The sequence below is a fragment of the Enterococcus sp. FR204 genome (assembly GCF_031143325.1).
Classification (GTDB): domain Bacteria; phylum Bacillota; class Bacilli; order Lactobacillales; family Enterococcaceae; genus Enterococcus_B; species Enterococcus_B faecium.
This window is the reverse complement of sequence record NZ_JAKZIW010000005.1, coordinates 42,042-66,546: the sequence shown is the minus strand read 5'-3', so window position 1 is coordinate 66,546 and position 24,505 is coordinate 42,042. Positions and strand designations below refer to the sequence as shown.

General features: G+C 38.1%; 24 protein-coding genes, 1 tRNA gene and 2 pseudogenes. 4 read left to right on the top strand and 23 right to left on the bottom strand.

What is annotated here, in order from left to right; all coding sequences use genetic code 11:
• The 13 genes from RG571_RS02605 to map form a co-directional block, all read right to left on the bottom strand.
• Window positions 1–807 carry an ABC transporter permease gene (locus RG571_RS02605; RefSeq protein ID WP_002289081.1) on the bottom strand — a complete coding sequence of 269 codons (807 nt, stop codon included), beginning with the start codon at window positions 805–807 and terminating at the stop codon, window positions 1–3.
• 208 nt (window positions 808–1,015) lie between these two features.
• Window positions 1,016–2,296, bottom strand: a complete 1,281-nt coding sequence (locus tag RG571_RS02600; RefSeq protein WP_308947483.1) for an EpaQ family protein — start codon at window positions 2,294–2,296, stop codon at window positions 1,016–1,018.
• Between the two features lie 43 nt (window positions 2,297–2,339).
• Complete coding sequence (locus RG571_RS02595) at window positions 2,340–4,373, bottom strand: hypothetical protein (protein WP_258430243.1); 2,034 nt, start codon at window positions 4,371–4,373, stop codon at window positions 2,340–2,342.
• Between the two features lie 34 nt (window positions 4,374–4,407).
• On the bottom strand, window positions 4,408–5,259 hold the full coding sequence (gene rfbD / locus RG571_RS02590) for a dTDP-4-dehydrorhamnose reductase (protein ID WP_002315336.1): 852 nt from the start codon (window positions 5,257–5,259) through the stop codon (window positions 4,408–4,410).
• A gap of 97 nt (window positions 5,260–5,356) precedes the next feature.
• Entirely contained in the window at window positions 5,357–6,385 is a 1,029-nt protein-coding gene (rfbB, locus tag RG571_RS02585; RefSeq protein WP_308947766.1) for a dTDP-glucose 4,6-dehydratase, read from the bottom strand.
• A gap of 21 nt (window positions 6,386–6,406) precedes the next feature.
• Window positions 6,407–6,979, bottom strand: a complete 573-nt coding sequence (gene rfbC / locus RG571_RS02580; RefSeq protein ID WP_195193412.1) for a dTDP-4-dehydrorhamnose 3,5-epimerase — start codon at window positions 6,977–6,979, stop codon at window positions 6,407–6,409.
• 13 nt (window positions 6,980–6,992) lie between these two features.
• The gene (rfbA, locus tag RG571_RS02575) at window positions 6,993–7,859 is read right to left on the bottom strand and encodes a glucose-1-phosphate thymidylyltransferase RfbA (protein ID WP_195193411.1); all 867 of its coding nucleotides are present in this window, start codon (window positions 7,857–7,859) and stop codon (window positions 6,993–6,995) included.
• A 99-nt stretch (window positions 7,860–7,958) separates the two neighbouring features.
• Complete coding sequence (locus RG571_RS02570) at window positions 7,959–8,666, bottom strand: glycosyltransferase family 2 protein (protein ID WP_258430241.1); 708 nt, start codon at window positions 8,664–8,666, stop codon at window positions 7,959–7,961.
• 4 nt (window positions 8,667–8,670) lie between these two features.
• Window positions 8,671–9,498 (bottom strand): glycosyltransferase, encoded by an 828-nt coding sequence (locus RG571_RS02565; protein ID WP_024634784.1) that lies wholly within the window; start codon window positions 9,496–9,498, stop codon window positions 8,671–8,673.
• Window positions 9,498–10,298, bottom strand: a complete 801-nt coding sequence (locus RG571_RS02560; protein ID WP_002339632.1) for a glycosyltransferase — start codon at window positions 10,296–10,298, stop codon at window positions 9,498–9,500. Before RG571_RS02560 ends, RG571_RS02565 begins: the two co-directional genes overlap by 1 nt.
• Window positions 10,291–11,430, bottom strand: a complete 1,140-nt coding sequence (locus RG571_RS02555; RefSeq protein ID WP_002339631.1) for an MraY family glycosyltransferase — start codon at window positions 11,428–11,430, stop codon at window positions 10,291–10,293. The genes RG571_RS02560 and RG571_RS02555 overlap by 8 nt, the downstream gene beginning before the upstream one ends.
• Window positions 11,431–11,505: 75 nt before the next feature.
• Window positions 11,506–12,429: a YihY/virulence factor BrkB family protein gene (locus RG571_RS02550; RefSeq protein ID WP_002286461.1), complete on the bottom strand. Its 924-nt coding sequence runs from the start codon at window positions 12,427–12,429 to the stop codon at window positions 11,506–11,508.
• Between the two features lie 31 nt (window positions 12,430–12,460).
• A complete protein-coding gene (gene map / locus RG571_RS02545) occupies window positions 12,461–13,225 on the bottom strand; it encodes a type I methionyl aminopeptidase (protein WP_002294533.1) in 765 nt (254 codons plus the stop codon).
• A gap of 157 nt (window positions 13,226–13,382) precedes the next feature.
• On the opposite strand from map, the gene RG571_RS02540 reads away from it, so the two are divergent.
• A complete protein-coding gene (locus RG571_RS02540; RefSeq protein ID WP_002297963.1) occupies window positions 13,383–13,823 on the top strand; it encodes a flavodoxin in 441 nt (146 codons plus the stop codon).
• A 177-nt stretch (window positions 13,824–14,000) separates the two neighbouring features.
• On the opposite strand, the gene RG571_RS02535 is transcribed toward RG571_RS02540, so the two are convergent.
• On the bottom strand, window positions 14,001–14,570 hold the full coding sequence (locus tag RG571_RS02535; protein WP_258430240.1) for a TetR/AcrR family transcriptional regulator: 570 nt from the start codon (window positions 14,568–14,570) through the stop codon (window positions 14,001–14,003).
• A 255-nt stretch (window positions 14,571–14,825) separates the two neighbouring features.
• Here RG571_RS02535 and RG571_RS02530 point away from each other — a divergent pair, with 255 nt between their 5' ends.
• Complete coding sequence (locus RG571_RS02530) at window positions 14,826–16,058, top strand: aminopeptidase (RefSeq protein ID WP_002297964.1); 1,233 nt, start codon at window positions 14,826–14,828, stop codon at window positions 16,056–16,058.
• 397 nt (window positions 16,059–16,455) lie between these two features.
• A pseudogene (locus RG571_RS02525) lies at window positions 16,456–16,653 on the top strand (tyrosine-type recombinase/integrase); the annotation flags it as partial.
• A 68-nt stretch (window positions 16,654–16,721) separates the two neighbouring features.
• Here RG571_RS02525 and RG571_RS02520 read toward each other — a convergent pair.
• Window positions 16,722–16,795 (bottom strand) — tRNA-Arg (locus RG571_RS02520).
• A 153-nt stretch (window positions 16,796–16,948) separates the two neighbouring features.
• Here RG571_RS02520 and RG571_RS02515 point away from each other — a divergent pair.
• Window positions 16,949–17,113, top strand: coding sequence for a hypothetical protein (locus tag RG571_RS02515; RefSeq protein WP_002286676.1), 165 nt, complete (start codon window positions 16,949–16,951; stop codon window positions 17,111–17,113).
• A gap of 70 nt (window positions 17,114–17,183) precedes the next feature.
• Here RG571_RS02515 and eis read toward each other — a convergent pair whose 3' ends face one another.
• The 8 genes and pseudogenes from eis to RG571_RS02475 form a co-directional block, all read right to left on the bottom strand.
• Window positions 17,184–18,365 (bottom strand): enhanced intracellular survival protein Eis, encoded by a 1,182-nt coding sequence (gene eis / locus RG571_RS02510; protein ID WP_002286589.1) that lies wholly within the window; start codon window positions 18,363–18,365, stop codon window positions 17,184–17,186.
• Window positions 18,366–18,487: 122 nt separating this feature from the next.
• Entirely contained in the window at window positions 18,488–18,901 is a 414-nt protein-coding gene (locus tag RG571_RS02505; protein WP_002339629.1) for a DUF3284 domain-containing protein, read from the bottom strand.
• A complete protein-coding gene (locus tag RG571_RS02500; RefSeq protein WP_002286596.1) occupies window positions 18,901–19,083 on the bottom strand; it encodes a DUF3188 domain-containing protein in 183 nt (60 codons plus the stop codon). The genes RG571_RS02505 and RG571_RS02500 overlap by 1 nt, the downstream gene beginning before the upstream one ends.
• A gap of 30 nt (window positions 19,084–19,113) precedes the next feature.
• Window positions 19,114–19,335, bottom strand: a complete 222-nt coding sequence (locus tag RG571_RS02495; protein WP_002286598.1) for a hypothetical protein — start codon at window positions 19,333–19,335, stop codon at window positions 19,114–19,116.
• 67 nt (window positions 19,336–19,402) lie between these two features.
• Window positions 19,403–20,862, bottom strand: a pseudogene (locus tag RG571_RS02490) (PTS sugar transporter subunit IIC).
• A 107-nt stretch (window positions 20,863–20,969) separates the two neighbouring features.
• Window positions 20,970–21,290: a PTS lactose/cellobiose transporter subunit IIA gene (locus RG571_RS02485; protein ID WP_002286604.1), complete on the bottom strand. Its 321-nt coding sequence runs from the start codon at window positions 21,288–21,290 to the stop codon at window positions 20,970–20,972.
• A gap of 29 nt (window positions 21,291–21,319) precedes the next feature.
• Window positions 21,320–21,637 carry a PTS sugar transporter subunit IIB gene (locus RG571_RS02480; protein WP_002286606.1) on the bottom strand — a complete coding sequence of 106 codons (318 nt, stop codon included), beginning with the start codon at window positions 21,635–21,637 and terminating at the stop codon, window positions 21,320–21,322.
• Between the two features lie 150 nt (window positions 21,638–21,787).
• Window positions 21,788–24,490 (bottom strand): sigma 54-interacting transcriptional regulator, encoded by a 2,703-nt coding sequence (locus RG571_RS02475; RefSeq protein ID WP_142976403.1) that lies wholly within the window; start codon window positions 24,488–24,490, stop codon window positions 21,788–21,790.
• Window positions 24,491–24,505 lie beyond the last annotated feature (15 nt).

The following is a 24,505-nucleotide window of genomic DNA, read 5'->3' as shown; positions in this document are numbered from 1 at the left end:
TTACAACACATCTGAAAAATGTGGTTTCAATCTACGGAACACTGCAGAGCCGATTACGAACATTACTAATGTGAACACCCAGAAATACAAAGTATATGTTCCATGCTCCCAGAACCAAGCTTCACTTAAAAACGACTCACGATAGCCTTGAACAACATAGTACAGCGGATTTAATTTCAATATGCTTACAAGACCTGAGTCAAACTGGTTCGGGCTCCATAATATCGGCAACGTCCACATGATCAACTGCAAGACGATCGTAATCAATTGCATGATGTCTGGTAAAAATGGTTGGATGGATGCTGTCAGCCAAGTCAATCCTGTCAAGAAAGCACACATGCAAAATAGATAGTAAATCAGCTGTAAAGACATGGCTGAAGGATATATACCATTTATAAGCGCAACAGCTATGCCAATCAGAATGAAAAATAAATGGGTGTACAAATTGGATAGGATTTTCGTCGTGGGCAAGATACGAATATTGAATACGACTTTCTTTACTAAATAAGTATATTCCCGAAAAACAACCGTAGTTGATGCAAAGGCATCAGAGAAGAAGAACCAAGGAATCATCCCGGTAACTAAATATACGATAAATGGGTATTTTGCATCGATCATTTGTGCTTTCAATCCAACGCCAAATACCAGCCAATAAATCAATACAGTAAATAACGGATTGATAAACGCCCATAAGATCCCTAAAAACGATCCTGCATATCTTGATTTGAAGTCATTGATCGAAAACTGTAGCAGTAATTTTCTGTTCTGATAAATGTCCTTCATAAATAAATACAAATCTTTAAACATTTGTGTTCCTCCAAGCGATTTCAGTGAATTACAGTCAAGTGCCATTTTACCATATTTTTGGTACCGAGCTGCGTTCTTATTTATTTCTTAATTTTCTATGATACAAGATTTTCTCTAACGTTTCTATTTTACAGAAGATGCTAGACAATTGCAATAAACCAAAAAAGGCTGCGACGGTTGTCACAGCCTCTCTCGTATTTTGCGCCTATCAATGATAGCGTTGGATCCTGGAAGAATGAGCGCTATCTGGTTGTTCCTCATAACTTGGATCTCCAGCATTCATGTCGTCATATGGCTCTTCTATGTCATAGTATTCTTCCATAACTTTCGTTTCGTCATAGCGATGAACGGACATAGCCAACAGGATATAAATAATCGGAACCCATGGATATGAAGTCAATGTATCCTCCATAAATGACTGCATCATCACCGCAAAAAAAGCCCAGATAAAAGTCATCTGCCCGTTGGATAAATCTGCTTTCAACGTTAAGCGACCAATAAAAAGGATAAGTAGCAAAGCAGCAATTCCAAACCCTATTAACCCATAGATATTCAAAATAGAATTATAACTATTGTGGTTTCCTAAAAATTGGTTTCCTCGTTGGAAGATGAATGTTTTCATCCCTAGTAAAACTTGCTCAGATTTTTCTCCTAGCGTCTGATAGAATTTATGCCAAATATCTTCTCGACCGGTAAACAAATTGACTTTTTCGGAAACAGCGGCTAGATAAGAAATCGGTAAAGCCAAAAGAATCGTAGCCGTATAGGCAATAAACGGTGCACGAATGACACGCATCAATGATTTAGGTAAAAGATCCAATATCGCAAAAACAATCAATGCAACTAATGCGCCTCTTGATTGGCAGACCCAAATACCTAAAAAGGATGCAACGACTGCTATCCCACCGATGATACGAACATACCACCGTTCAAAAGAACTGGCAAATCCGCTGATCAATAAAGCAAGAGTCATCAAAGAACTTCCGATTGTATTCGTATTGATCCAAATATCAGAAAGCGAATTTCCTGGAGCCCAGATGCTTTGTCCTTCTGGTACTTGGATCTCTGTAAATACACGATATAACGTGATTCCGAGGAAGACCGTAAAGACAAGCAGATAAATCCCGCGATCCCATTTTGTCCACTCAATCCATTTAATTACTAAACAAAATAAAATAATCAAAGGAAACAGTAAATCTCCAAATAAAGACTCATTTCTTAATTCCCGAAAGTAAGAAAAGAAAATGAAAAGTGCAAGCGCAACACCTAAATAAAGAAAATCGACGCCTTTTGCTTTATAAACATTTAAAATGAGCAAAATAGCCACACTAAAAGTGATAAGTAGCGAACTGTTGTTATATATAAACAAAGTGGCTGGGAAGCTTAATCCTGCTGTCCAAACAGAAAAGACCAGCGTCAGCAACAAAAGCAAGAAACCAGCACTCATTTTGTTGACAAATTTTTGTACGATTGCTTGAATTATCTCCACTCTCCTTTCTAATAATACTTCAGGGTTGTTCTCAGCTAGCCCATTACTGTAAGACTAGCTGATTTTCCTGAGTTTGTGTTTGTGGTACATCTGGATAATCGGGATATTCTACTTTAAAAATCATATAACCATCTTTATCCGGTCCATATAGTTGTGTGAATTGAGCTTCATATAACTGATTGTAATCAGTTAACGGTCGCTTACTGATTACATAGTTGATCCCTAACTTTTCTGCGTCTTCAAAATTCAACGTGACTGAGAACATATCTGGACGATCTAAAATGAACTTTGTATCTTCCTTAGCGATAAAAGCTCTTGTGTGAGCATACCGATTATAATACTTCTCATATTCTTCTTTTGGATCGATTTTCTTCCATGCAGCCATATCTGGATAAAAGCGGACTGTATTGAAAGATTTCACACCCAAAGTTGGGGTGAAGTTATACAGTTCATCTTCAGTCAACCAGACTTTGCCAGGGTCTTGTTGATCGATTTTTCGGATTTCTTTTGCCAGTGTTTTTTCAAAAATCGCTCCAGTACCTTCTACGACTGGATTGACAAAGAAACCAGATGCGATGATCACGGCGGCAAAAGCAAGATAAAACAAGCGTCTCCATCCAAATAATGCAAAAGCTAAAATCACTGTTCCCAACACAACGACTGCGATGGTTTCGAAATCTGAAAAATAATTATCCATCTTCGAATGAGTAAGTGCATAGAAATAAGACCATGCGTTTACTGCCAGTAAAATGAATTTATACCAAATAGGAATAACATCTTCTCTCCAAATATAAGCGATGAACCAAATTGATAATAGGCAAGCCGCAAAACTAAAAGTAAGGATGGCTCTTAAAGGAGGAACATAAGACAGCAGAGTAATTTCTGCTAGCCATTTTGGCAATCCAACGGTAATCCAAAAGATAGAAAACAGACAAAAAATCATCAAAATACGTCCCAATAACTTTTGTTCACTATCTTTTTTGCCAAATAAGACAAATGGACTGGCTAGGAATACAGTTGGAAAGAAGTGGTAGAACAAAGCCACTTCAGAGTTATTCGAATAGTTGATGTCTTCAAAAGGAATTTTCCAGTTTGTCAGGAAAGAAAAAAATTCGCCAATCGTCCACTTTCCACCGGTACTGACTCGTTTTCCTGGATATAAGGTATTCAAAGAAGCTAACAATGCGTCTTTTGACGTCAGCCAGAAATGAACCATGACTCCGCCAATAAATAAAACTGCCCCTCCAATCAACACTACATCCAACAGATCCCAAGAAATTTTCTTGCTGTAGTAAATAAGCAGTCCAACAAAATAAAAAATCAGCAAGTACGCCAGCATCACTTGATGGGCTGGGTAAATCACTAAAATAAACCCAATACCGAAAATAACCACCAAAAGCATCATCAACGTTCGCAGCCATTTTTTATCATGATTATAGAAATAATGATAAAAAGCAGTCATCAATCCCAAAGTAAAGAAAATCAAATCGCCCACATGCTGCATGAACCACCACTGGACTGCGGGAGAAAATGTCAGCGCAAATGCGCCAATCAGCGATAATGCTTTTTTTCTCTTCGTTAATATCATCAGTACTTCGAATCCAAGCAAGATCATGACGACTAATTTCATCGCCCAATAAAAGGAAAGGCCTCGATCTCTTCCGAGGAAAAAGAATCCCCAGTTGAATGGTTTTCCGATAACCGTAATATCCTTTACAGGAGAATTATACGCAATGATCATGTTTTGTCCGTTCAATGAATAATCTTCGTTCACCAACGGAAAGTCCTCTTCAGCTTGTGAGAGGTAAAAAGGTGTCTGCACCAGCCATTCATCTGACCGCACTTCCCGATTCTGTCCAAAAATCACATCAGTTTTTTTCCCATCGTCTCTTTGCGACACATATTTATCCCAAACACCAAGTGAACTTCCGTTTAAATTAAAAGTAACAATGACCACGATGACTAAAACACCAATAAGGTATCGGAGTTTTAGAAACAGGTCAAGCACCAAATTCGAATCTGCCTGATTCGCTTTTGGTTTTTCTTTTCGTCGTGCACTTCTTGTTTGTTTTTCCATATCATGCTCCAAATTCTATTTGATAAAAAGGAAATTACTTATTCATTTTTTTGGCAGCTTCCAGCATTTGCGCAAGTGCTTCTTGCCAAGTTGGTATGGCAAATCCTAACGCTTCTGTCTTTTTCAGGCTCATGACTGAATACTGCGGACGCGTTGCTTTTTGTGGAAATTCTTCCGATGTAACAGGCGCTACTTCCACATCTGTATCTTTCAATATTTCTTTGGCAAATTCATACCAAGAACAGCTATTTTCGTTCGACAAATGATAAATACCGAATGGTGCTTTTTCTTCGATAACATATACCATAAATTCTGCCAAAGTACGTGTCCAAGTTGGCCGCCCGAACTGGTCATTTACTACAGTCAGTTTGTCGCGGGTTTCCGCTAGGCGTTGCATCGTGAAGACGAAATTGTGTCCATAAATCCCGAAAACCCAAGAAGTTCGTATGATATAATAGTCTTCTAAAATCTCTTCTACTGCTTTTTCACCTAATAATTTCGTACGACCATATTCATTTAGTGGATTCGTTTGGTCATCTACTTCGTACTCTACATTTTTGTTTTTTCCATCGAAGACATAGTCTGTACTGATATAGACGAATTGAGCATTCACAGCTTTTGCTGCAAGCGCTACATTTCTTGTGCCATCGACATTGATTTTCTCATCTAATTCTTTTGCTTCTTCTTCTGCTTTATCTACTGCTGTGTAAGCTGCGCAATGGAAAATAACATCCGGTTTTAATTCTGTAATATAAGCCATTGTTTTCTCAGCATCTGTGATATCCAAGTCTTTTGCATCTGTTGAAACATATGGCAGATTTTTTTCATCTAATAAATGGCGCAATTCTGTACCTAATTGTCCATTTCCTCCAGTTAATAAAAACATATGGTTATCCGCTCCTTGATTTTTATTTTAAAAAAGAGACAGGCGAGCGCCTGCCTCACATGTGTTTTTCCATTAATACAGTGAAATTTTCTCTGTATTATTGTCCATTTTTGGCATATGCTGCTTCAACGGCCTCTTTTTCTTTTTTCCACCAGTCTTCATGTTCTTCGTACCATTTGATCGTGTCAGCCAACCCATCACGGAAGTTCGTAAACTCAGGCTGCCAACCTAGCTCTTCTCGCAATTTTGTCGAATCGATTGCATAACGCAAATCGTGCCCTGCACGGTCGTTTACATGGTCGTATGCGTCTTTTGGTTGACCCATCATTTCTAAGATCAATTCCATCACAGTCTTATTATCTTCTTCGCCGTCCGCACCGATCAGATAGGTTTCGCCAATTCTGCCTTTTGTCAAAATCAACCACACTGCTGAAGAATGATCATTTGTATGGATCCAGTCACGAACATTTTTCCCTTCACCATATAATTTTGGACGAATACCGCTTAAAATGTTCGTTACTTGGCGAGGTATAAATTTTTCAATATGCTGGTAAGGACCATAGTTGTTTGAACAATTTGAAATAGTTGCACGTAAGCCAAAAGAGCGTACCCACGCTTTTACTAACAGATCTGAACCAGCTTTTGTAGAAGAATATGGGCTTGAAGGATTATATGGTGTTTCGGCAGTGAATTTTTCTCCTTCGCCTTCTCCATATCCCGGTAGGTCTTCACGTAATGGAAGATCTCCGTAAACCTCGTCAGTAGATACGTGATGATAGCGTACATCATACTTGCGGCAAGCTTCTAAAAGTGTATACGTACCAATGATATTCGTTTGTACAAATGGGAAAGGATCTTTTAATGAATTATCGTTATGGGATTCTGCCGCGTAATGAACAACTGCGTCCGCTTCTTTTACTAGACGGTCCACTAATTCTGCATCTGCAACATCTCCTACGACCAATTCTACGCGATTGCTAGGAAGTCCAGCCAAGTTCTCTTTGTTTCCTGCATAAGTCAGTTTATCCAAAACAGTGACATGCACTTCTGGATGATTGTTTACCACGTAATGAACGAAATTAGAGCCGATGAATCCGGCACCTCCGGTAACAATGATGTTTTTCATAAGAAAATTTCTCCTTAATTCTTAGATTTCTCCGTAAACAAATGGATTTTCTGCTTCAAATTCTTTTAATGTCGGATGACGGTGATCTTTTTCCGACATAATCGCTCTTGATGAATCAATTGGCCAATCAATCGCTAAATCTGGATCATCAAATGCGATGCCTCCATCTGCTTCTGCATTATAGTAATTATCACACTTGTAAAGGAAGTTCACGTTTGGTGTTAAAGTAACGAATCCATGTGCATATCCTTTAGGTACAAGCAACTGACGATGATTATGTTCAGATAAGATAAATCCGTCCCATTGACCATAAGTCGGGCTGCCTTTGCGGATGTCCACTACTACGTCTAAAACTGCTCCAGTAACCACACGAATCAATTTTGTCTGTGCAGCTTCTCCTTTTTGGAAATGAAGCCCGCGAAGAACACCAGCTTCAGCAGATAACGAATGATTGTCTTGAACAAAGTCATAATCTAATCCATGTTCTGCAAATTTTGCTTTTGAATAGCTTTCTGTAAAAAAACCGCGATGGTCGCCAAAGACATCCATTTCCACGATTTTTACATCTGTTAATTTTGTATCTGTTACTTTCATCTGTAGGAACTCCTTATTCAGCGGCCAAATTCAATAAATATTGACCGTATTGATTTTTTTTCAAAGGCTGTGCAAGGGCTAGCAGTTGTTCTTTATCAATGTAGCCCATACGGTAAGCAATTTCTTCCAAACAAGCCACTTTTAAATTCTGACGTTTTTCAATCGTTTCGATAAAGGTAGATGCTTCAAGCAATGATTCATGTGTTCCTGTATCAAGCCAAGCAAATCCGCGTCCCATAAGTTCTACAGATAATTTTCCTTTATCCAAATATGCTTTATTGACATCTGTGATTTCTAGTTCTCCACGTTCTGACGGTTTGATTCCTTTAGCAATAGAAATCACCTCATTGTCATAAAAATAAAGGCCAGTTACTGCGTAATGTGATTTTGGCTGAGCAGGCTTTTCTTCAATCGACAAAGCTTGCATATTCTCATCAAATTCTACTACACCAAAGCGTTCTGGATCATTGACATGATAGCCAAATACTGTCGCGCCTGCATCTTTTGAAGCTGCTCGTTGCAACATTTTAGACAGACCGCCACCATAGTAAATATTGTCCCCTAATACCAAGCAGACACTATCATCTCCAATAAATTCTTCTCCAATGATAAACGCTTGTGCCAATCCATCTGGACTTTCTTGTACTGCATATTCGATCTGCAGTCCTAAATCATTTCCGTTTCCAAATAATTCCTTGAAACGTGGTGTATCTTGTGGCGTTGAAATAATCAGAATTTCTTTGATTCCCGCCAACATCAGAGTAGACATTGGATAATAAATCATTGGTTTGTCATAAATCGGCATCAATTGTTTCGATGTTGCCTTTGTTAAAGGGTACAGACGTGTTCCGCTGCCCCCAGCAAGAATGATTCCCTTCATGGATATATGCTCTCCTTTTTGATTTCAAATTTCACTTTGCTATTATCTCATCAATCGTTATATTTGTCATGGAAATATTAAGGATTTAAACATCTTTTATCAACGTTTAAACCATTTTCGTTTGATCAACGCCATAATCAGATGAACACGCCAGGAAATTTTTTGGCGTAATTTAGAATGCGTTTCAATCTCACTCGCATTTAAATCATGTCTTCGATACAGTGTCAAAGGTTCTCTCAGAAACCCAGTCTTCCTTCCTCCCAACAAACCGATCCACATGTCATGCATAGGCACTTCTGACGGAATCGGCAAAATATCGGATTTCAGCGAAGAGCGAAAAGCCATACCTGCACCAATATAATGACTTCGTATCACATTATTGACCCATCCTTCTTTGGAATTTCGGAATGAAAAATAGGAAGCATGGATCTCTTGCAGCTTACTGTTCACAATGATCAAATCTGAAACGACTACTAACTGATCCGGATGCTGTTCAAAATAGTCAGTGATTTTTTTCACTTTTGTCTCTAACCAAACATCATCTTGATCTGCCAAAAAGATTAGCTCTCCTTTCGTCTGCTGGATCGCATAGCCAAAATTAGCGATCAACCCTTGACGAGGTCCTGAAAAAAGCTTTATCCGTCTATCTTTTTCTGCGTATTCAGTCAATATATCCCATGTATCATCTACTGACCCATCATCAGAAATGATCACTTCATCTTCTGCTGAAAGCTGAGATAAAATACTATCCAACTGCTCTCTTAAATATCTGCCCCCATTAAAGGTAGCTATACAAACCGAACGCACGAATTCACACCTTCCAATTCTTAACATATGAGCGCAAAGTCATCCGCCAGATATGCCGGTTTTTGACGGTCAAAAACTGTTTAACTGTTCTTAACAATAATTGTTGTCGGTGACTGGATAAATGTCTTTGATCATATTCATGATAAAATCGATTTTCTGCTTGTAAAATAGAACGGTATCTATTGCTTGAAACTTTTTCATAGTCTAATACCGAAAGATCATGTTCCAGTCGTACTGGTAGTATCTCCACCGTTTTTTCCAACTGATTCACTTTCCAAAACAGCCAATGATCCAAAAAATCTAAAGAAAAAGCAGGATTAAACCCGCCAATCTTTTTTAGAAATTTGACAGACCATGCCACACCTGAATTGATTGCCATGATTCTTTCAGCTGTCGTACCGTCTACTTCTACTGCTTGTGCTGTACGATTGATATAATGATTCGAATAGACGGGAGAAACTTGCCGTCCCCCAGAAAAAATCATCGGAACTGCAGCAACACATTCATCTGTAAAAGCTACTTTACGCAAGATTCCAAAATAGTCGTCGACTAGCCTCGTATCCTGATCCAATGTAACGATACAACGTGTTCTTTCATTTGCTTGAGACAACGCATAATTATAAGCCGCCGCTAATCCAGGGTTTTGCGGATCATGATAGTAAATGGTATTTTCTTTTTCAAACAGCTCATTTTGCTGTCTTTGAGGACTATTATCGTAAATAACAAGCTGAATATGCTTTTCGCTAAGTGCTTTGCTTAATGGTCCATAAGTTGGAGATTGGCTGAATAGTTGCTGATAGAGCACGACTACTACTACTATTTCTGGTTTCATCAGAAAAAACGCCACCCCCACTTATTGAAAAATTTCATCATAGAAGTCAAAAACACACGAAAAAGTTTTGCATTTCGATGTGCACCCTTTCCATAAAAATGGACGACTGCATAAAAGGGTGTGTACAATAATTTGTAACCTGCTTTTTCAAAACTCAAACACAAGTCATTATCTTCAAAGTACATGAAGAAACGCTCATCAAATCCCCTTATCTCTTTAAATTTATCAATATCAGCTACCATAAAACTGCCCGAGATCATTCGCACATAACTATCAACATCAGTGGGCAAGCCACGGCATTCAAAGACAGCCAGCCGTTTATCAAACCTTTTTTTGACCCATTTGAAAGGCACAAAGCGCAAAACATAATCAAAAACAGCCAGCCGCTCACGGATGAGGTGCTGAGTGGTCCCATCTTCATTAAGAATCTTAGGTGCTAACATCGCGCATTCGGGATGTTCTTTCAGTAACAACACCAATGCTGTAACTGTCTCTTCATCCACTAAAATATCTGGGTTACAAATAATGCCATAGCGAGAATCGCTAGCTATCAGATTGTGATTATGTCCATAACCAAATCCGGAATTTTCATCATGAAAATAGATATCGATGTAGGGATATTTCCTATACTTTGTTAGTCTTTTTTTGTACTCTGGAAGTGAATTGTTGTCAAAAATTCGGATTTTTACTGCTGTTTCATCTTTTACAGTTGAAATAAAATTATCTAGTGTCCGAAAAATTTTATCACTGTTTGCCGTCACAATACTAATAAGGATCGGCTGGTTTAATTTGTTATTCATCTATATGACGGTTCCATTTCTTCAAATATTTCTGTTTTACTTGCGTACGGTACTCTTTATTCCCTAAAAATCGCAATGTTTTTAAAATAAACTGATGTTTCTCATTGATCAGACCAATCAATTCAAATAATAAAATTGCAGCAAACAACATGGCAATAATCAATATGATCGTTCCGATTCTTCCAGTATAATTCATGACCATAGCTGTGAAAGAAAACATCAAAGCCATCGCATAAATCGTCAGGACAGCACCTTTATGAGTAAAGCCTAAACAGATTAGTCGGTGATGAAGATGTTTTTTATCTGCTGTAGAAAAAGAAACACGGTTTGCTTTTCTCCTAATGATAGCAAAAAACGTGTCTGTTACCGGCACTCCCATGACGATCAGCAAAGAAATCGATGAAACAAAAGTCACGTTCTTCAGCCCTTGTAGTGAAAGGACGGCCATCATAAACCCTAGGAATAGAGCTCCTGTATCGCCTAAATAAATCTTTGCCGGATAAAAATTGTAAGGAAAAAAACCGATAATACTTGCTACAAGACAGAAAATAACAACTGGAATATACACTGTAGAAGCATGGAGGAAAAAATATCCAATGATTCCTATCGTAATTAAACCGATCAATGAAATCCCGGCCGCCAGCCCATCCAAACCGTCAATCAGATTGACCGCATTCGTGATACCGAAGATCCAAAAAATCGTTACGGGAAAACTAAGCCAGCCTAGTTGGATATATCCAATAAAAGGAAGCGTGAAGGAATCAATACGTATATCTGCTACAAAATAAATAATAAGAGAAGCAATCAAGATCCCTATACTTTTTTGTTTAGGTGTCAGCTCATATTTATCATCGAGCACTCCTGTGACTATGATTACTAAAGAAGCAATCAAGATCGGTACAATATACGATTGAGGGATAATTTTACGGAATAAGAATAAAGTCGATATAACAAATGAAATAAAGATAGGCAGTCCGCCCGCTGAAGGCATTGGAACTTTATTTATTCTTCTTTCATTTGGTTTGTCGACCATACCTGTTTGTACTGAAATGATTTTGAATACAGGTGTTAATATCAGTGATAATAAAATTGTCAGAAAAAATCTTATAACCATACTAAAAGAAACAAGCATATGGGCACCTACTTTAATTAAGAGTCATAATTATTATAAATTACTGATATAAATTTACAATAAGAACTCTTGTTTCTACTTTTTTTTATGAGAAAATTTAGTTTTCAATTTATTGAACCATTTTCGGCTTGGATCTCGACGTTTTTTGATTTGATGACCCGTCACGTATTCTTGAACAACTGCATTGATGATTCCGCCCAAAATGATGATCGTAGCAGCAAAATTAAGCCAAAGCATGAGTACAATAAAACTTCCTATGATCTGATAACCGCTGATCCTCGTTGCAAAATACCTAGCATAGATACTAAACACTTGTGATAACAGCATCCAGCCGACAGTAGCGAAGATCGTGCCCGGAATGATCGTCTTCAACTTCAACTGAGCATTAGGGACAATTAAATAAATCAAGAACATGATGACAAATAAAGCTACCAATGTGATTGGCCACTTCAAAGTTTGGAACTGATCGATAAAGTTCACGGGTATTTGTACGATTGGCTGAATAGCATCCAAAATCAGCTGTCCCAACCCAAGAACGATAGTTACCCCACTAATAGCAATCATGAACAAGACAATGACAATTAGTGAGAAGAAACGGACGATCAAAAAATTTTTTCTATTTTCTACGCCATACGCTTTATTCATCGCAATTTGCAAAGCATTGATACTTTGACTTGCAGACCATAAAGCCGCTAATGCAGAAACGGATAACAAGCCTCCTGAACTTTGTGTCAAAAGGTCTTTGATTGCAGGACCGATAAACTGGTAAACGGTCTCAGGAATCACTTCTCGTAAATAGGTCAGTACAGTCTCTTGATCGATGTGGAGAAACGGTAAAATATTACCAAAAGCAATAATCAATGGAAATAAAGACAAGAGTAAATAATAAGCAACGACGACAGAGGTCGTACTCATTTCTGAATCAGTGATGCGCTTTTGAGTCGTCTCAATAAAGCGCATCAGATTTTCATTTTGTTTTATTTTGTTCCAAACTTTCATGTACCTCTCCCGTACCTATTGACTGGCTAGATCAATAAGTGCCTTCTTCTCCTTGTGATGTCAAAATTCTTGGACCATCTTTAGTAATAGCCAATGTATGTTCATATTGGCAAGAAAGTCCGCCGTCTCTTGTATACGCAGTCCAGCCGTTAGGATCCATTTTCATTTTCCAAGTTCCGGTATTAACCATAGGTTCGATCGTGATAACCATGCCTTCTTTCAACCGCAACCCTTTTCCAGCTTCTCCGTAATGAGGAACTGCTGGTTCTTCATGAATCGTAGGACCAACGCCATGACCAATAAAATCACGAACGATCGCTAGATTTTCGCCTTCTACATAAGTTTGGATAGCATGACCGATGTCACCAATCCGATTCCCTACTTGTGCTTGCTCAATACCGATGTACAAAGCTTTCTTCGTTACTTCCATCAATCGGTCGATCTCAGGTGTAGATTCTCCAACTACATAGGCCCAACAAGAATCAGAAATGCCGCCTTTCAAATCGATACACATATCGACTTTTACCAAATCACCGTTTTTCAAAGGCTTTTTACGAGGGAATCCATGACAAATTTCATCATTTATACTGATACAAGTCGCATATTCATACCCTTCAAAGCCAATTTGCGCAGCAATTCCGCCATGACTCTCGATATAGTTTCTGACAAATACCTCAATATCCCAACTTGTGATTCCTGGTTTTATAAAATCACGCAGATTTTTATGTACATCTGCTAATAAAGCTCCAGATTCTGCCATCATTTCAATTTCACGTGCTGATTTTAAAGTAATCATATTTTCGTCTCCTTTTTACAAATCCTTCTCATTTTAACATAGCGGCATACATTTAGCCAAATGACATTCCACAGGTGTCTCTAGGTTTTATTTTCTTTTCAATGATGTTTTGGTATAATTCATAATTGTTAAATAATTATAAACGAGGAGGCACATCATGGCTTTAGCAAAAATCGTATATGCTAGCATGACAGGAAACACTGAAGAAATCGCCGATATTGTTGCAGAAGCATTTGAAAATCTGGATATCGAAGTCGAAATCAACGAATGTACCCAAGTAGATGCAGATGAATTCGAGGAGGCAGATATTTGCGTAGTAGCTACTTATACATACGATGATGGCGATCTGCCTGATGAGATCGTAGACTTTTATGAAGACTTGCAAGAATTGGATCTATCGGGAAAAATTTACGGTGTCTGCGGATCTGGTGATACTTTTTACGATGAATTCTGCAAATCGGTGGATGATTTCGATGCTGCTTTTGCAAAAACAGGCGCATCAAAAGGAGCCGAAAATGTTAAAGTGGATCTGAATGCTGAAGAAGAAGATATCGAAAATTTAGAAGCTTTCGCTAAAGAACTAGTCGCAAAAATTTAATATACTTGCAATAAAAGAGCCGTACAGATTGAATAAATCTGGATGGCTCTTTTATTCATTGCATTCATGGAAGAGTTCTTCGGGAGTTAAAAATGCATACGCTGTAAGAAAAACGAACTTTTCCTTATTTTGACACATCTCTTGTTATCTACTGATTTGTGGAACTTTTGAGTATATTCAATCGATTTCGATTGGTTCTTTGAATTTCAAGATAGCATCTATACTGTCTTGGATCATCTTTTCAATCTGTTCATCAGTTGGATGGATGATGCTTGAAGACATCAAAGCTGCGATCCCAGTAGCTATGATCCATGTCCCAATATACAAAGATTCGATCTGCTCTTCTGAAAGATTCACATAAGCTGGATCGCGTTTCACTGTATTCACAAAGTAAGTATAAGAGAAATTCTGCATCTCTTTTCCTCCACCATATTCTTCTAAGTACAGTGAACGATACAACTTCTTCTCTCTTCTTGCAAAATGGATATAATTAAAAGCAAGATCGATAATCGTATTCCCTGTATGCTCAACAGTGAACACTTCATATTGTAAATGATCATAGATCTGCTCAAAAAGAGCTTGTCTCAAGTCATCCATATTTTTAAACTCAAGATAAATCGGTTGCGTGGAACAATTCATTTTGTTCGCGATGTTTCTCGCAGTAAATCGTGTAAATCCATCGGTGGCAGCTACTTCATAAGCAGCTGCCAAAATCTGTTCTCTAGTAATCGTCTTTTTTCTTGCCATATTTTTTTAATCTCCTTAATTTTTTTATAACGCTTCCACCATTGATTAATTTCATTGTAACATGTTTTTTTTGATATGCAAAATTAGTTTTTGATTTTCTTCACAAGCTGAAATAGCAAGTAATAACATATATCATGAAACTTAACCTTAAAAAAATAACCTCCTTTTTTTATTTAAAGCCTCATTGTTTGAATCATAATTAAATGGTATCATGCTAATAGTTACCAGAAAAAATGGTGAGGAGGAATTTTTATTATGTTATCTGATTTTAATGAACTTCTAAAAAAATATGCACGCTTAATTGCAGAAACTGGCGTAGCCACAGAAAAAGGACACACAGTTGTTTTACAGATCAGCGTGGAACAGGCACCCCTTGCTCGATTGATCACACAAGAAGCTTATAAACTAGGAGCCGCTGAGGTTATCGTTCAATGGACTGACGACCAGATCCAAAGAGAATTTCTTTTACATGCTGCAACGGATCGTATTGAGAATGTACCACAATCTAAAATCGATCAAGCGGATGAATGGCTTGAAAAAGGAGCAAGCAGGATCAGTGTTGTTTCTGCCGATCCCGATGCATTTGCTGGTGTAGATAGCCATCGAGTAGCGTCTTATCAATCAGCGGCTGGCAAAGCACTAATGAATTTACGCAAGGCAACTCAAGCAAATAAAGTCAGTTGGACTGTCGTGGCTGCGGCTGGTAAACAATGGGCAGCAAAAGTCTTCCCAGAACTGCCAGAAGAAAAACAAGTTGAGGCATTATGGGATCAGATTTTCAAAACGACTCGTGTCTATGAAGAAGACCCTGTCTTAGCATGGAAGAAGCATGATGAAAAATTAGCAAAAAAAGCAGAAGAATTGAATCGAGAACAATTTTCTGCCCTGCACTATACTGCTCCCGGTACAGATATCATTATCGGATTGCCTAAAAACCATCTTTGGGAAGGCGCTGGAAGCTATAATGCTCGTGGAGAAAAATTCATGGCAAATATGCCGACGGAAGAAGTGTTCACAGCACCTGACAGTCATCGAGTAGATGGTTACATTTCAAGTACAAAGCCACTGAGTTATGCTGGCACCATCATCTCGGGTATGAAATTTACTTTTAAAGATGGAAAAGTCGTTGATTTTTCTGCCGAACAAGGAGAAGATGTCTTAGCAAAACTGCTTGATACAGATGAAGGTGCGCGTCGTTTAGGAGAAGTCGCACTTGTACCTGACCCTTCACCTATTTCTCAATCTGGCATCATCTTTTTCAATACATTATTTGATGAAAACGCATCGAATCACTTAGCACTAGGTTCTGCTTATGCCTTCAGTGTGAAAGGCGGTACGGAAATGTCCGATGAAGAATTAGCAGAAGCTGGATTGAATAGAAGTCAAACCCACGTAGATTTCATGGTAGGATCTGACAAGATGGATATCGACGGAATCCGTGAAGATGGCTCTACAGTACCGATTTTCCGAAATGGCGATTGGGCTTGAGTATACTTTCGCACACATGCAAAAAATAATATAAAGCATAGAATAAAGGATCTAAGCTATTGGCTTAGATCCTTTATTTCGCTAAACAACCCCACCGTAAACAATCCCACCGTTTTTTTATATGGTACTTTGAAAAGGAAAGTTGTAAGTATTAACCCATCAGCTATTACTAAAAATAATAAAAAGTCATCTCCAGTTCATTCCCATTGGCTTTACGTAAAGCTTCAAGTTATACCGCTAGAGTTAAGAACGATATATCTTTCGTCGGATAGGACTGGTATAAGCCAATCGAAATCGTTTAATTCGAATCTATTGAAGTATGAAAATCAACTACACCGTCGACCTAGTAAGTTTTTCTTTAGTAATCAATTTTTGCCTATTTTCTCTTCGACTGTTTATTGATGGACTAAGACATACGCATGCATCTATTTTACTTTATCAAGGAGTAAATATACTTAGCGTATCGAAACGTTTAGGCCATAGCAGTTTAGAAACTACAATGCCTACTTATCTTCATATTGTTCGAGAACTTGAAGATCAGGATAAAGAAAAAATCAATGCTGTGTTCGATAGTTTATATAAAAATGATAACTAGTTCGGCACATTTTTGGCACAAACACAAAATAACCCCCTGTACCGCAAAGGATACAGGGGTTATTTGTACGTTCCTGACTGGAATTGAACCAGCGACCTATCGCTTAGGAGGCGATTGCTCTATCCTACTGAGCTACAGGAACAATTTCAATAAATCAATTGTAGCTTGTTTGTTTTTTACTTGCAAGCTTATCTGCTAAAAAAATCAGCTTATAAGTTAGGCAAAACGTTTCCACTAGTCCTTAACAGATGATAAACTAGAGGTAGAATGAAATAATGTAGGGAGGTTCTTTCCAATGAATGATAAGCCAAAAGAAAAAGTATACGCAGAACGCTTAGATTCATCTAAAAAAAATCGGGAAAAGATTACGAAAGAAGCAATCCAAGACCACAAAAAAGAAAACCCTAAAACAAAAGAAAACAAAAAATTCAAATTTACGAAAAAAGAGGATTTACTTTAACATTTTCCTTCAAATGCCAAATGAAAAACAAAAGGGTGGTGACAAAAATATTGTCATCACCCGTTTTTTATCAAAAATAGTCATTAAGAATTGGCTGTTGCTGTGGCAAGATTGAGCTTAACGTTTCTTCATATTCTTTTGTCACCTGTATTCTTTCTTGGAATACCAACTCTTCCACTTTACGATACCCTAATAATAGCTGCGTGATATGTTGGATACTTCCTCGAACGATTGGGAGTTTTGTTTGTTCTACTTTTGAGAGATGATTTTTTCCATTTTCGATTGTTACTTCCACGATTCCTTCATTCCATTTCGCATAATGATCTTCTTCTATTTGTAGGGCAAATGCAGCTTGTCTCTTTTTAAATGGATAATTTTCCAAAAACAAAGAAATATCTACGATCCTCGCCATCATATAAGGTGTGATCATTACAGAAGCAAATGGATTTTCTAATAGATAATTTTGATCATTACCGCCGTAGCCGCATGAATATTCAAATGTTTCAAAAGCACCATTGTGAGAACTTACGAAGCGAACAAGGCTGCAAAAAGCATCATGATCCAAAAATCCCCACTCCGCAATAATAAAGGAAGACGTTGCAAGCTGATAAACGATATATCCCGTTGCTTCCTCATTATCATCAAAATGCAAAGCAAACTGGTAATTGCCTTTTTGCTTGAATTTATACGTATACCACCAGTCTTCGCGCTTCAGACCAGCTCGTTGGTTTTCCGGCATCTGTTCATAAATTCTTCTGATTGCAGCTTTTGCATCTTCAAAATCCATACGCTTTATTTTTCCAGATTTTTTTTTGATAAACGGCACATCACGACTGTTTAGTTGATAACTGATTTTATCAAATGATTGTTCATAGCCATAGCGCCGATAGAAGGGATAGGAGAATGGCGCCAGATAAGATAAGCTTACTTTACGATCACGGCAATCTTCAAGGATCTTTTCCATGATCTGATTGATCCCGCCTTGTCCCCTTGCTTCTGGATAAGAAGCAACATAGCCAATGCCGGCCATTAGGTACTCTTGTCCGTAAAAATTCACTGGAAAAGGGGTTGCCATGACTTGACTTGTTAGCCGATCCTCCTCATCAAAAAATCCGTAATTCCAAGAATTCTCCGCAAGTGTACGAAAACGTTCTCGCCTTTCAGGTGTATCTGCCCCATTAAATGCATAAGTGGCTAAATCAAACATTTCCTCAATCGAAGATACACCTAGCTCTCTTACTTTGTTTGTCATTTTGCTGCCCCTTCCTACAAAAAAGCTAGTGAGGATTCACAGGAAAGACCTATCTTCCTATGAAAAATTCCTTCTAGCTTACTTCATTTTTCAATAACTAAATAGTACCATGTTTCATTGATTTAATACGTTGCTTCGATCATCTCTAGCATTTTTTTGAAACGTCTCCGCTTAAAGTACATCAAGATCGTTCCTAAAAGCATATCATTCAACTTTTGAAGCATGCCATAAGACTCCATTTTTTCTGTGTAATGAACCTCACAGGTCGAATCGTCTGCTGGTTTGATTTGATAATGAACGACGAATTCATTCTTCGTTGTCGATGTACGAAACTTATAAGACTGGTTTTCAATGACTTCTTCGATTTTTATGCGAGCCCGGTTATTTTGCGAGAATTGTTTGACGTACTCCAAATTTTTCAGCTGTTTTCTAGTTACTGATTTGCCGGTCGCTTTACGTACATCGAAAAGGACAGAGTCCATAACTTTATCGTAAAAAAACGATGCTGGAATATTTAATTTTTTCGTGATTTCCATTAGTTATTTTTCTCCTTTGCTTCTTCTCTTTTTTTTCCCTTCATGAAGAAATAGATTCCTAATCCTGTTAGAAAAAGACCTGTGACCATACTATACAAATCATACCTTTGCGAATGTGGATTCAAACTATACAACACGATCAAAGAACCAATACTACATAAAAATAAACCGTTTTTTATCATCTCAACCATCCTATCTTTTTAAACCATTTTCTAAACAGCTGTTGATTGAAAATAAAGGACTGTTCCCCAAGGCTGTGCTTTGATCAGTTCCTTTGCTTTTTTAGCCGCAACTTCCGGATCTTCTGCACTTGTTTCAAAGAACAGCTTGATTCCTTGTTTTTCTTTAAATGTAAAAGTCATTCCTTCTTCATTGTATCCTTCTAACAATTCTTTGATTTCATCTTGTTGCATTGCACTGGCAATTGTAATCATTTCAGTTCCTCCTCTAAAATTCATTATGAGGAACGAAACTTAAAGCGTTCCGCTCCTCACGTTCATCTTATTGTTGTTCTCCTGCGGCAGGGTCCATTTTGTTTGCAGAGATGACAAATGGTGCCCAAATCAAGAAAGTCACGACCATACATACTAATGTTACGATCGGTGCCCGCCAATCCGCACCTGTTGCTAAGAATGACAATAAGAACGGCGGTACTACCCATGTGACTTGCTGCGATACCGGAGCGACTAGGCCAAGATAAGTAGCTGTCCATCCAATTGCTGTTGCTACTACTGGAGCAATCAAGAATGGGATAAACATGATTGCATTCAATACGATTGGCAGACCAAACATCACTGGTTCGTTGATATTGAAGATACCAGGCCCAATGGATAATTTAGCTACTGTTAGATAATCTGCACGTTTAGAGAAAATCAAGATAGCTATCAGTAAGACGATCGTTCCGCCTGATCCGCCAAACCATGCAAAAGCATCGAACGATCCGCGGACCCACATATAAGCTTTTCCATCTTCGATTGCATCTAACACGGCTGGTGTACCAGTTTTTCCGTTATAACCTTTTTGGAAAATATCAATATTGATTAGTTGTGCTTGTCCCCAAATTCCCTCTAGCACTGGTGCCAATACATTTGGTCCATGAATACCAAAGAACCAGAATACTTGAACAAATACTGTGACGATCAATACTGCTCCCAACCCTTGAGATAATCCTAGGAATGGTTCTGCAATATATTTTTGCACCAAATCAATGATCAGTTGCCCATCAGCTACACGACCTACGATATAATTGATAATAGCAATGACGTATAAAGCGATCGTCGCTGGTAAAATGGCTGCAAATGCTTTAGATACTGCTGGTGGTACTGAATCAGGCATTTTGATCGTAATGTTGGCAAGCATCAATTCACAAAAAATAATGACTGAAATAGCTCCCATGATCATAACTGTAAAATAAGCGTTTCCATTCAAATGATCTAGTTTTAGCCAACCCCATAATCCAACTGACAGTGTGCCATCTGCAATCGTTGCACCAATCTCAGAACTATTAATTGCATCTGCGACATTTGAAGGAACATTCACATCTAATGCTGCTGATAATGCTGGACCAAAGGAAATACCTTGAATCAAGGTAGCTAAACCAACGATCCCCCAGCTAGATCATTTACTCCATAAGCTCGGGCAAGATTATACCCCCAAGAAAAGGCAAAGATCAATCCGGCGATTGCTAGTGTACCGTTCCAGACAAAACCATTGATTCCGATGATGACATTCAATACGGCAAAGATTCCTTTGTCTGCTGCTAAACTGTCAGCATAGGTACTGTTAAACTGTTGCGGTAAATCACGAATAATTGCATTGATCATTACAGCGACTGATCCCGCCATTGTTGCGGGCAGTGTGCCGATAAAAGCATCACGCAAAGCAACTAAATGTTTTTGCGCTCCGATTTTTGCGGCAACCGGCAGGATGTATTTCTCCATCCAACTTGATAGTCCGTTCATTTTTTACTTCCTCCTATAAGTTTTTTATATAAAGAGAGTTCTCCTTATAACAAAATAAAAAATCCGTTCAAAAATTTTTCTTCTTCCGTTCAAAAAAGAAGTTGTATTTATTCGCTGTATACGCGACGATAAAGTTCGATGATTTCTTTTGCTAAATCAGTAAACGCAATAGATGTCATTAAGTGATCTTGACTGTGAACAGTCAATAATGTCACTTGCATATGATTTCCTTGTGCTTCTTGTGTCAACATGTCTGTTTGTGCATGATGCGCTTGTATAAGTGATTCTTCTGCATCAGCGATTTTCCTATCCGCTAACTCAAAATCACCGATTTTAGCAGCCGCAATCGCTTCCATTGCATCGCTCTTTGCATTACCGCCAAACATGATTAACCCCATGATGGCTTCTAGATTTTGTTGATCTTCCACGTTGTTATACCCCCAACTGCATACTTGATTTATTTCATTAGATTTTCTGCTTGTGCAAGAACTTTTTCTCCGTTCATCATGCCATAGTCTTGCATATTGATGACATCTAATGGAATACCTTTAGGCGCAAGTTTTTGTTCAAATTGAGCTTTCATGAAACGTACTTGAGGACCTAATAATAATACATCGACATTCTTAGATTCTAAATTATTATCTGCATCTGAGGCAGAGACCGCAAAAATATCGGCTTCCATCCCTTTTTCTTCTGCTGCTTTTTGCATTTTTGTGACCAATAAACTCGTACTCATCCCTGCTGAACAAACTAACATGATTGTTTTTTTTGCCATTTTTAACACTCCTTTTATTTTTTACACTTTTATATAACGCAAGAAGCATGCCAATAAAAAAAAGAGCTGAAATAGCGTTTTCATGCTTTTTAGCTCTTTTTTATAGTGCGCACACAGATGTTTAGTGTGTAAACAGTATGATTAGTGTGTTCATTTTTTTATTTTATTTTCAAGAAACATTTGTGTAAGAAATGCGATATCATCTTCTGGAATTTTTACCTGATATTTTCGTTCTAGTGCCATCAAGTTTGCCCGAACGATATCCATTTCCAAACGATAAATTTTTGAGAAAATAGACAGTTTCTCAAATTGCCGATGGCTTTCTTGTTTGATCAATCCGTCTAACATGAAGGCTAAATGGATAACGATTCCAGTATCTACTCCAGGTTCCACGATAATCGACAAATCGGTCTGGATCTGCTGAACTGTCTTTTGCAATGAACGGATCAGTTCATCAATAGAAAAGACATCGCTTAATGATCCAGAAAGTGAATCGACAATTTTAGCTGTCGGGATCTCATCATCAGCTATACGCTTTAAAATATTTAGTTTTTCATCATCAAAAACGTCATAGGCTGAAAAAAATGGGATATTTTGATAATCAACATCAACTGTTCCCGCAATTGCTTTGATCTCATATTCTTCCAATAAGGCATCGATGTGTTTTTTGAATGATTCACGTTCTAAAAACTGCATCTGGATCAGTTCTACCTTATTTTGATTAATCACTGGCATAATACGCTGATATAATTTGGCAGCTACTCCTTCACCAGTAAAGCATGTCACGATTACGGCTTTTTTACGCTGTAAAGTTTCAGACTTTTCCGCTTTGAACTGATCACGTACGATCGATTCAAAGGAAAGCTGGATATTTTGATAAATGTCTTCTAAGCTTCTTCCAACACTTGCCATCCGTATCGCTTCTATCACAATCATGGTACTTGTCATCGTGATAGCTTTCGTCCGAATGCCAGTCTCTTCATAAATCAAATCACTGAAGGTGTTTAATGATCCCATATCTGTTAACAAGAGTAGGCCATTCGTCAAATGCCCTTGATAGTTTTTGACATATTGTAACACTTCTTCATACATTGTTTGAACTTCCATAACCAGTGGCATATTAAAAGCTTTCCCTACTTTTGTTCCTAATAGTTCTTGTGCCATCTCCAACATGCTTGAAGCAGTCTGTCTGCCGTGCATCAATACGAGAACATCTACTTTGTTTTCTTTAACAGGCTCACTTTCTCCTAGATTGATAGAAAGAAACATACTAATAAAGCCGATTTCATCAAAAGGAATCTCAACTTGTTCTTCTTCTTCAATGATCGTCGAAAGATCGATTGCTACTTGAAATTCCTTCTTAAAATTTTTCCGTACGTTATTCAAATCTGGGTGGACGATCATATGACCTTCTCTCACACGATCCAATGTACTTTGCAGATGCAAAGCAAAAGCAAAACGAGCTTTTTCATTATAAATACGGTCTAACCGTTTTTCAGCCACATCATACAATTGATTGGTTAACCGCCAGATTTCATCTGGCAAAAGATCTTTGGGAATCGAACTTTTAGTCAATTCTTTGACATATGTCTGGAAATAAGCATCCACATCTTTTGAAATGAGGGTCTCTAGATCAATGTTCTCCACACCGGTTTCGGAAAGAGAAGTGACTTTTTCCTCAATATCGTTATAGACCTGCATGTTTCGTTCTGGATCTTGTGACCAGACAACATCAGCAAATCCTGGTTCAAATGTCAAATACTGACTTTTGCTGTCCATGAATCGGTCGAGACGTTCCGGTATTTCCTTGATTTTCAGTAATCCTTTTTGTACTTGAAGGGAAAGTTCTTCTTTTCGAATGATTAGCTTTTTCTCATGATGAGTACGGTAATGTAAAAAAGATTTTGCACAGACTAGTTTCAAGTCTCGTTTCACTTGACCGATATTTCCTTCCGCATCATAAAGCATGAAGGCAAGAATCGCTTCTTTTTCGATATCGATGCGTTGATTCAAACGATTCGCTTCTTGTTTGATAAAAAGAGAGATGATTTCATAACGCTCATCCAGTGAACGTGAAGCAAGATTCGGCAAGGTGATTGCCATAGGAATCCGTCGATTGAACGTAGATAAGAAGCTTTCTGAAGATTCAGTCGTCGCCCCAATGATCTGAACAGATGCTTCATGTACTTGTGCACTTTCTCCAAGCGGACGGTAAATACCTTTATCAATGAAAGTAAACAGCATTTCCTGCCCTTCCGGCGGTAAACGGTGGATCTCATCTAAAAACAATATACCGCCGTCTGCTTTGGCTATTAGACCGGGACTATCTTGAGCTGCTCCTGTGTAAGCCCCTTTTTTGATCCCAAAGATGTGTCCAAAGAGCAGTTGCGGATTTTGAGCATAATCCGCACAATTGAAAGAAACAAATGGCGCATCTGCAGAAAGCATCTCTGAATCGATTGCAAAATGATACATACATTCAGCAAACATCGACTTTCCTGTACCAGTTTCTCCAAAAATAATCGTATGCAGCCCCCGCGGTGGATAAAGAATCGCAGCTTTTGCCTGCTGTATGCTGACTTTTAAAGAATCATTTTCTCCAACGAGTGTTTCAAAAGTCACTTGCGTAGAAGAGTCGACATGCACTTCATCAGATTTTGACTTTTCCGTTGGCAAAGAGTAAACGACTGGTCGGCCAGCGGTTTTTACAATATGATGGGCCTTGTATAGTTCACTTAAATATCGGCTTGCATTGCTTCGATCGATAGTTAAGCGCTCAGCTACATCACTTGCTGTCAATCCTTGTTGGTTTTCTGTCAATAGCTGCAAGATCTCTTCTTGACGTTCTTTCACATAACCCCTCCTCTG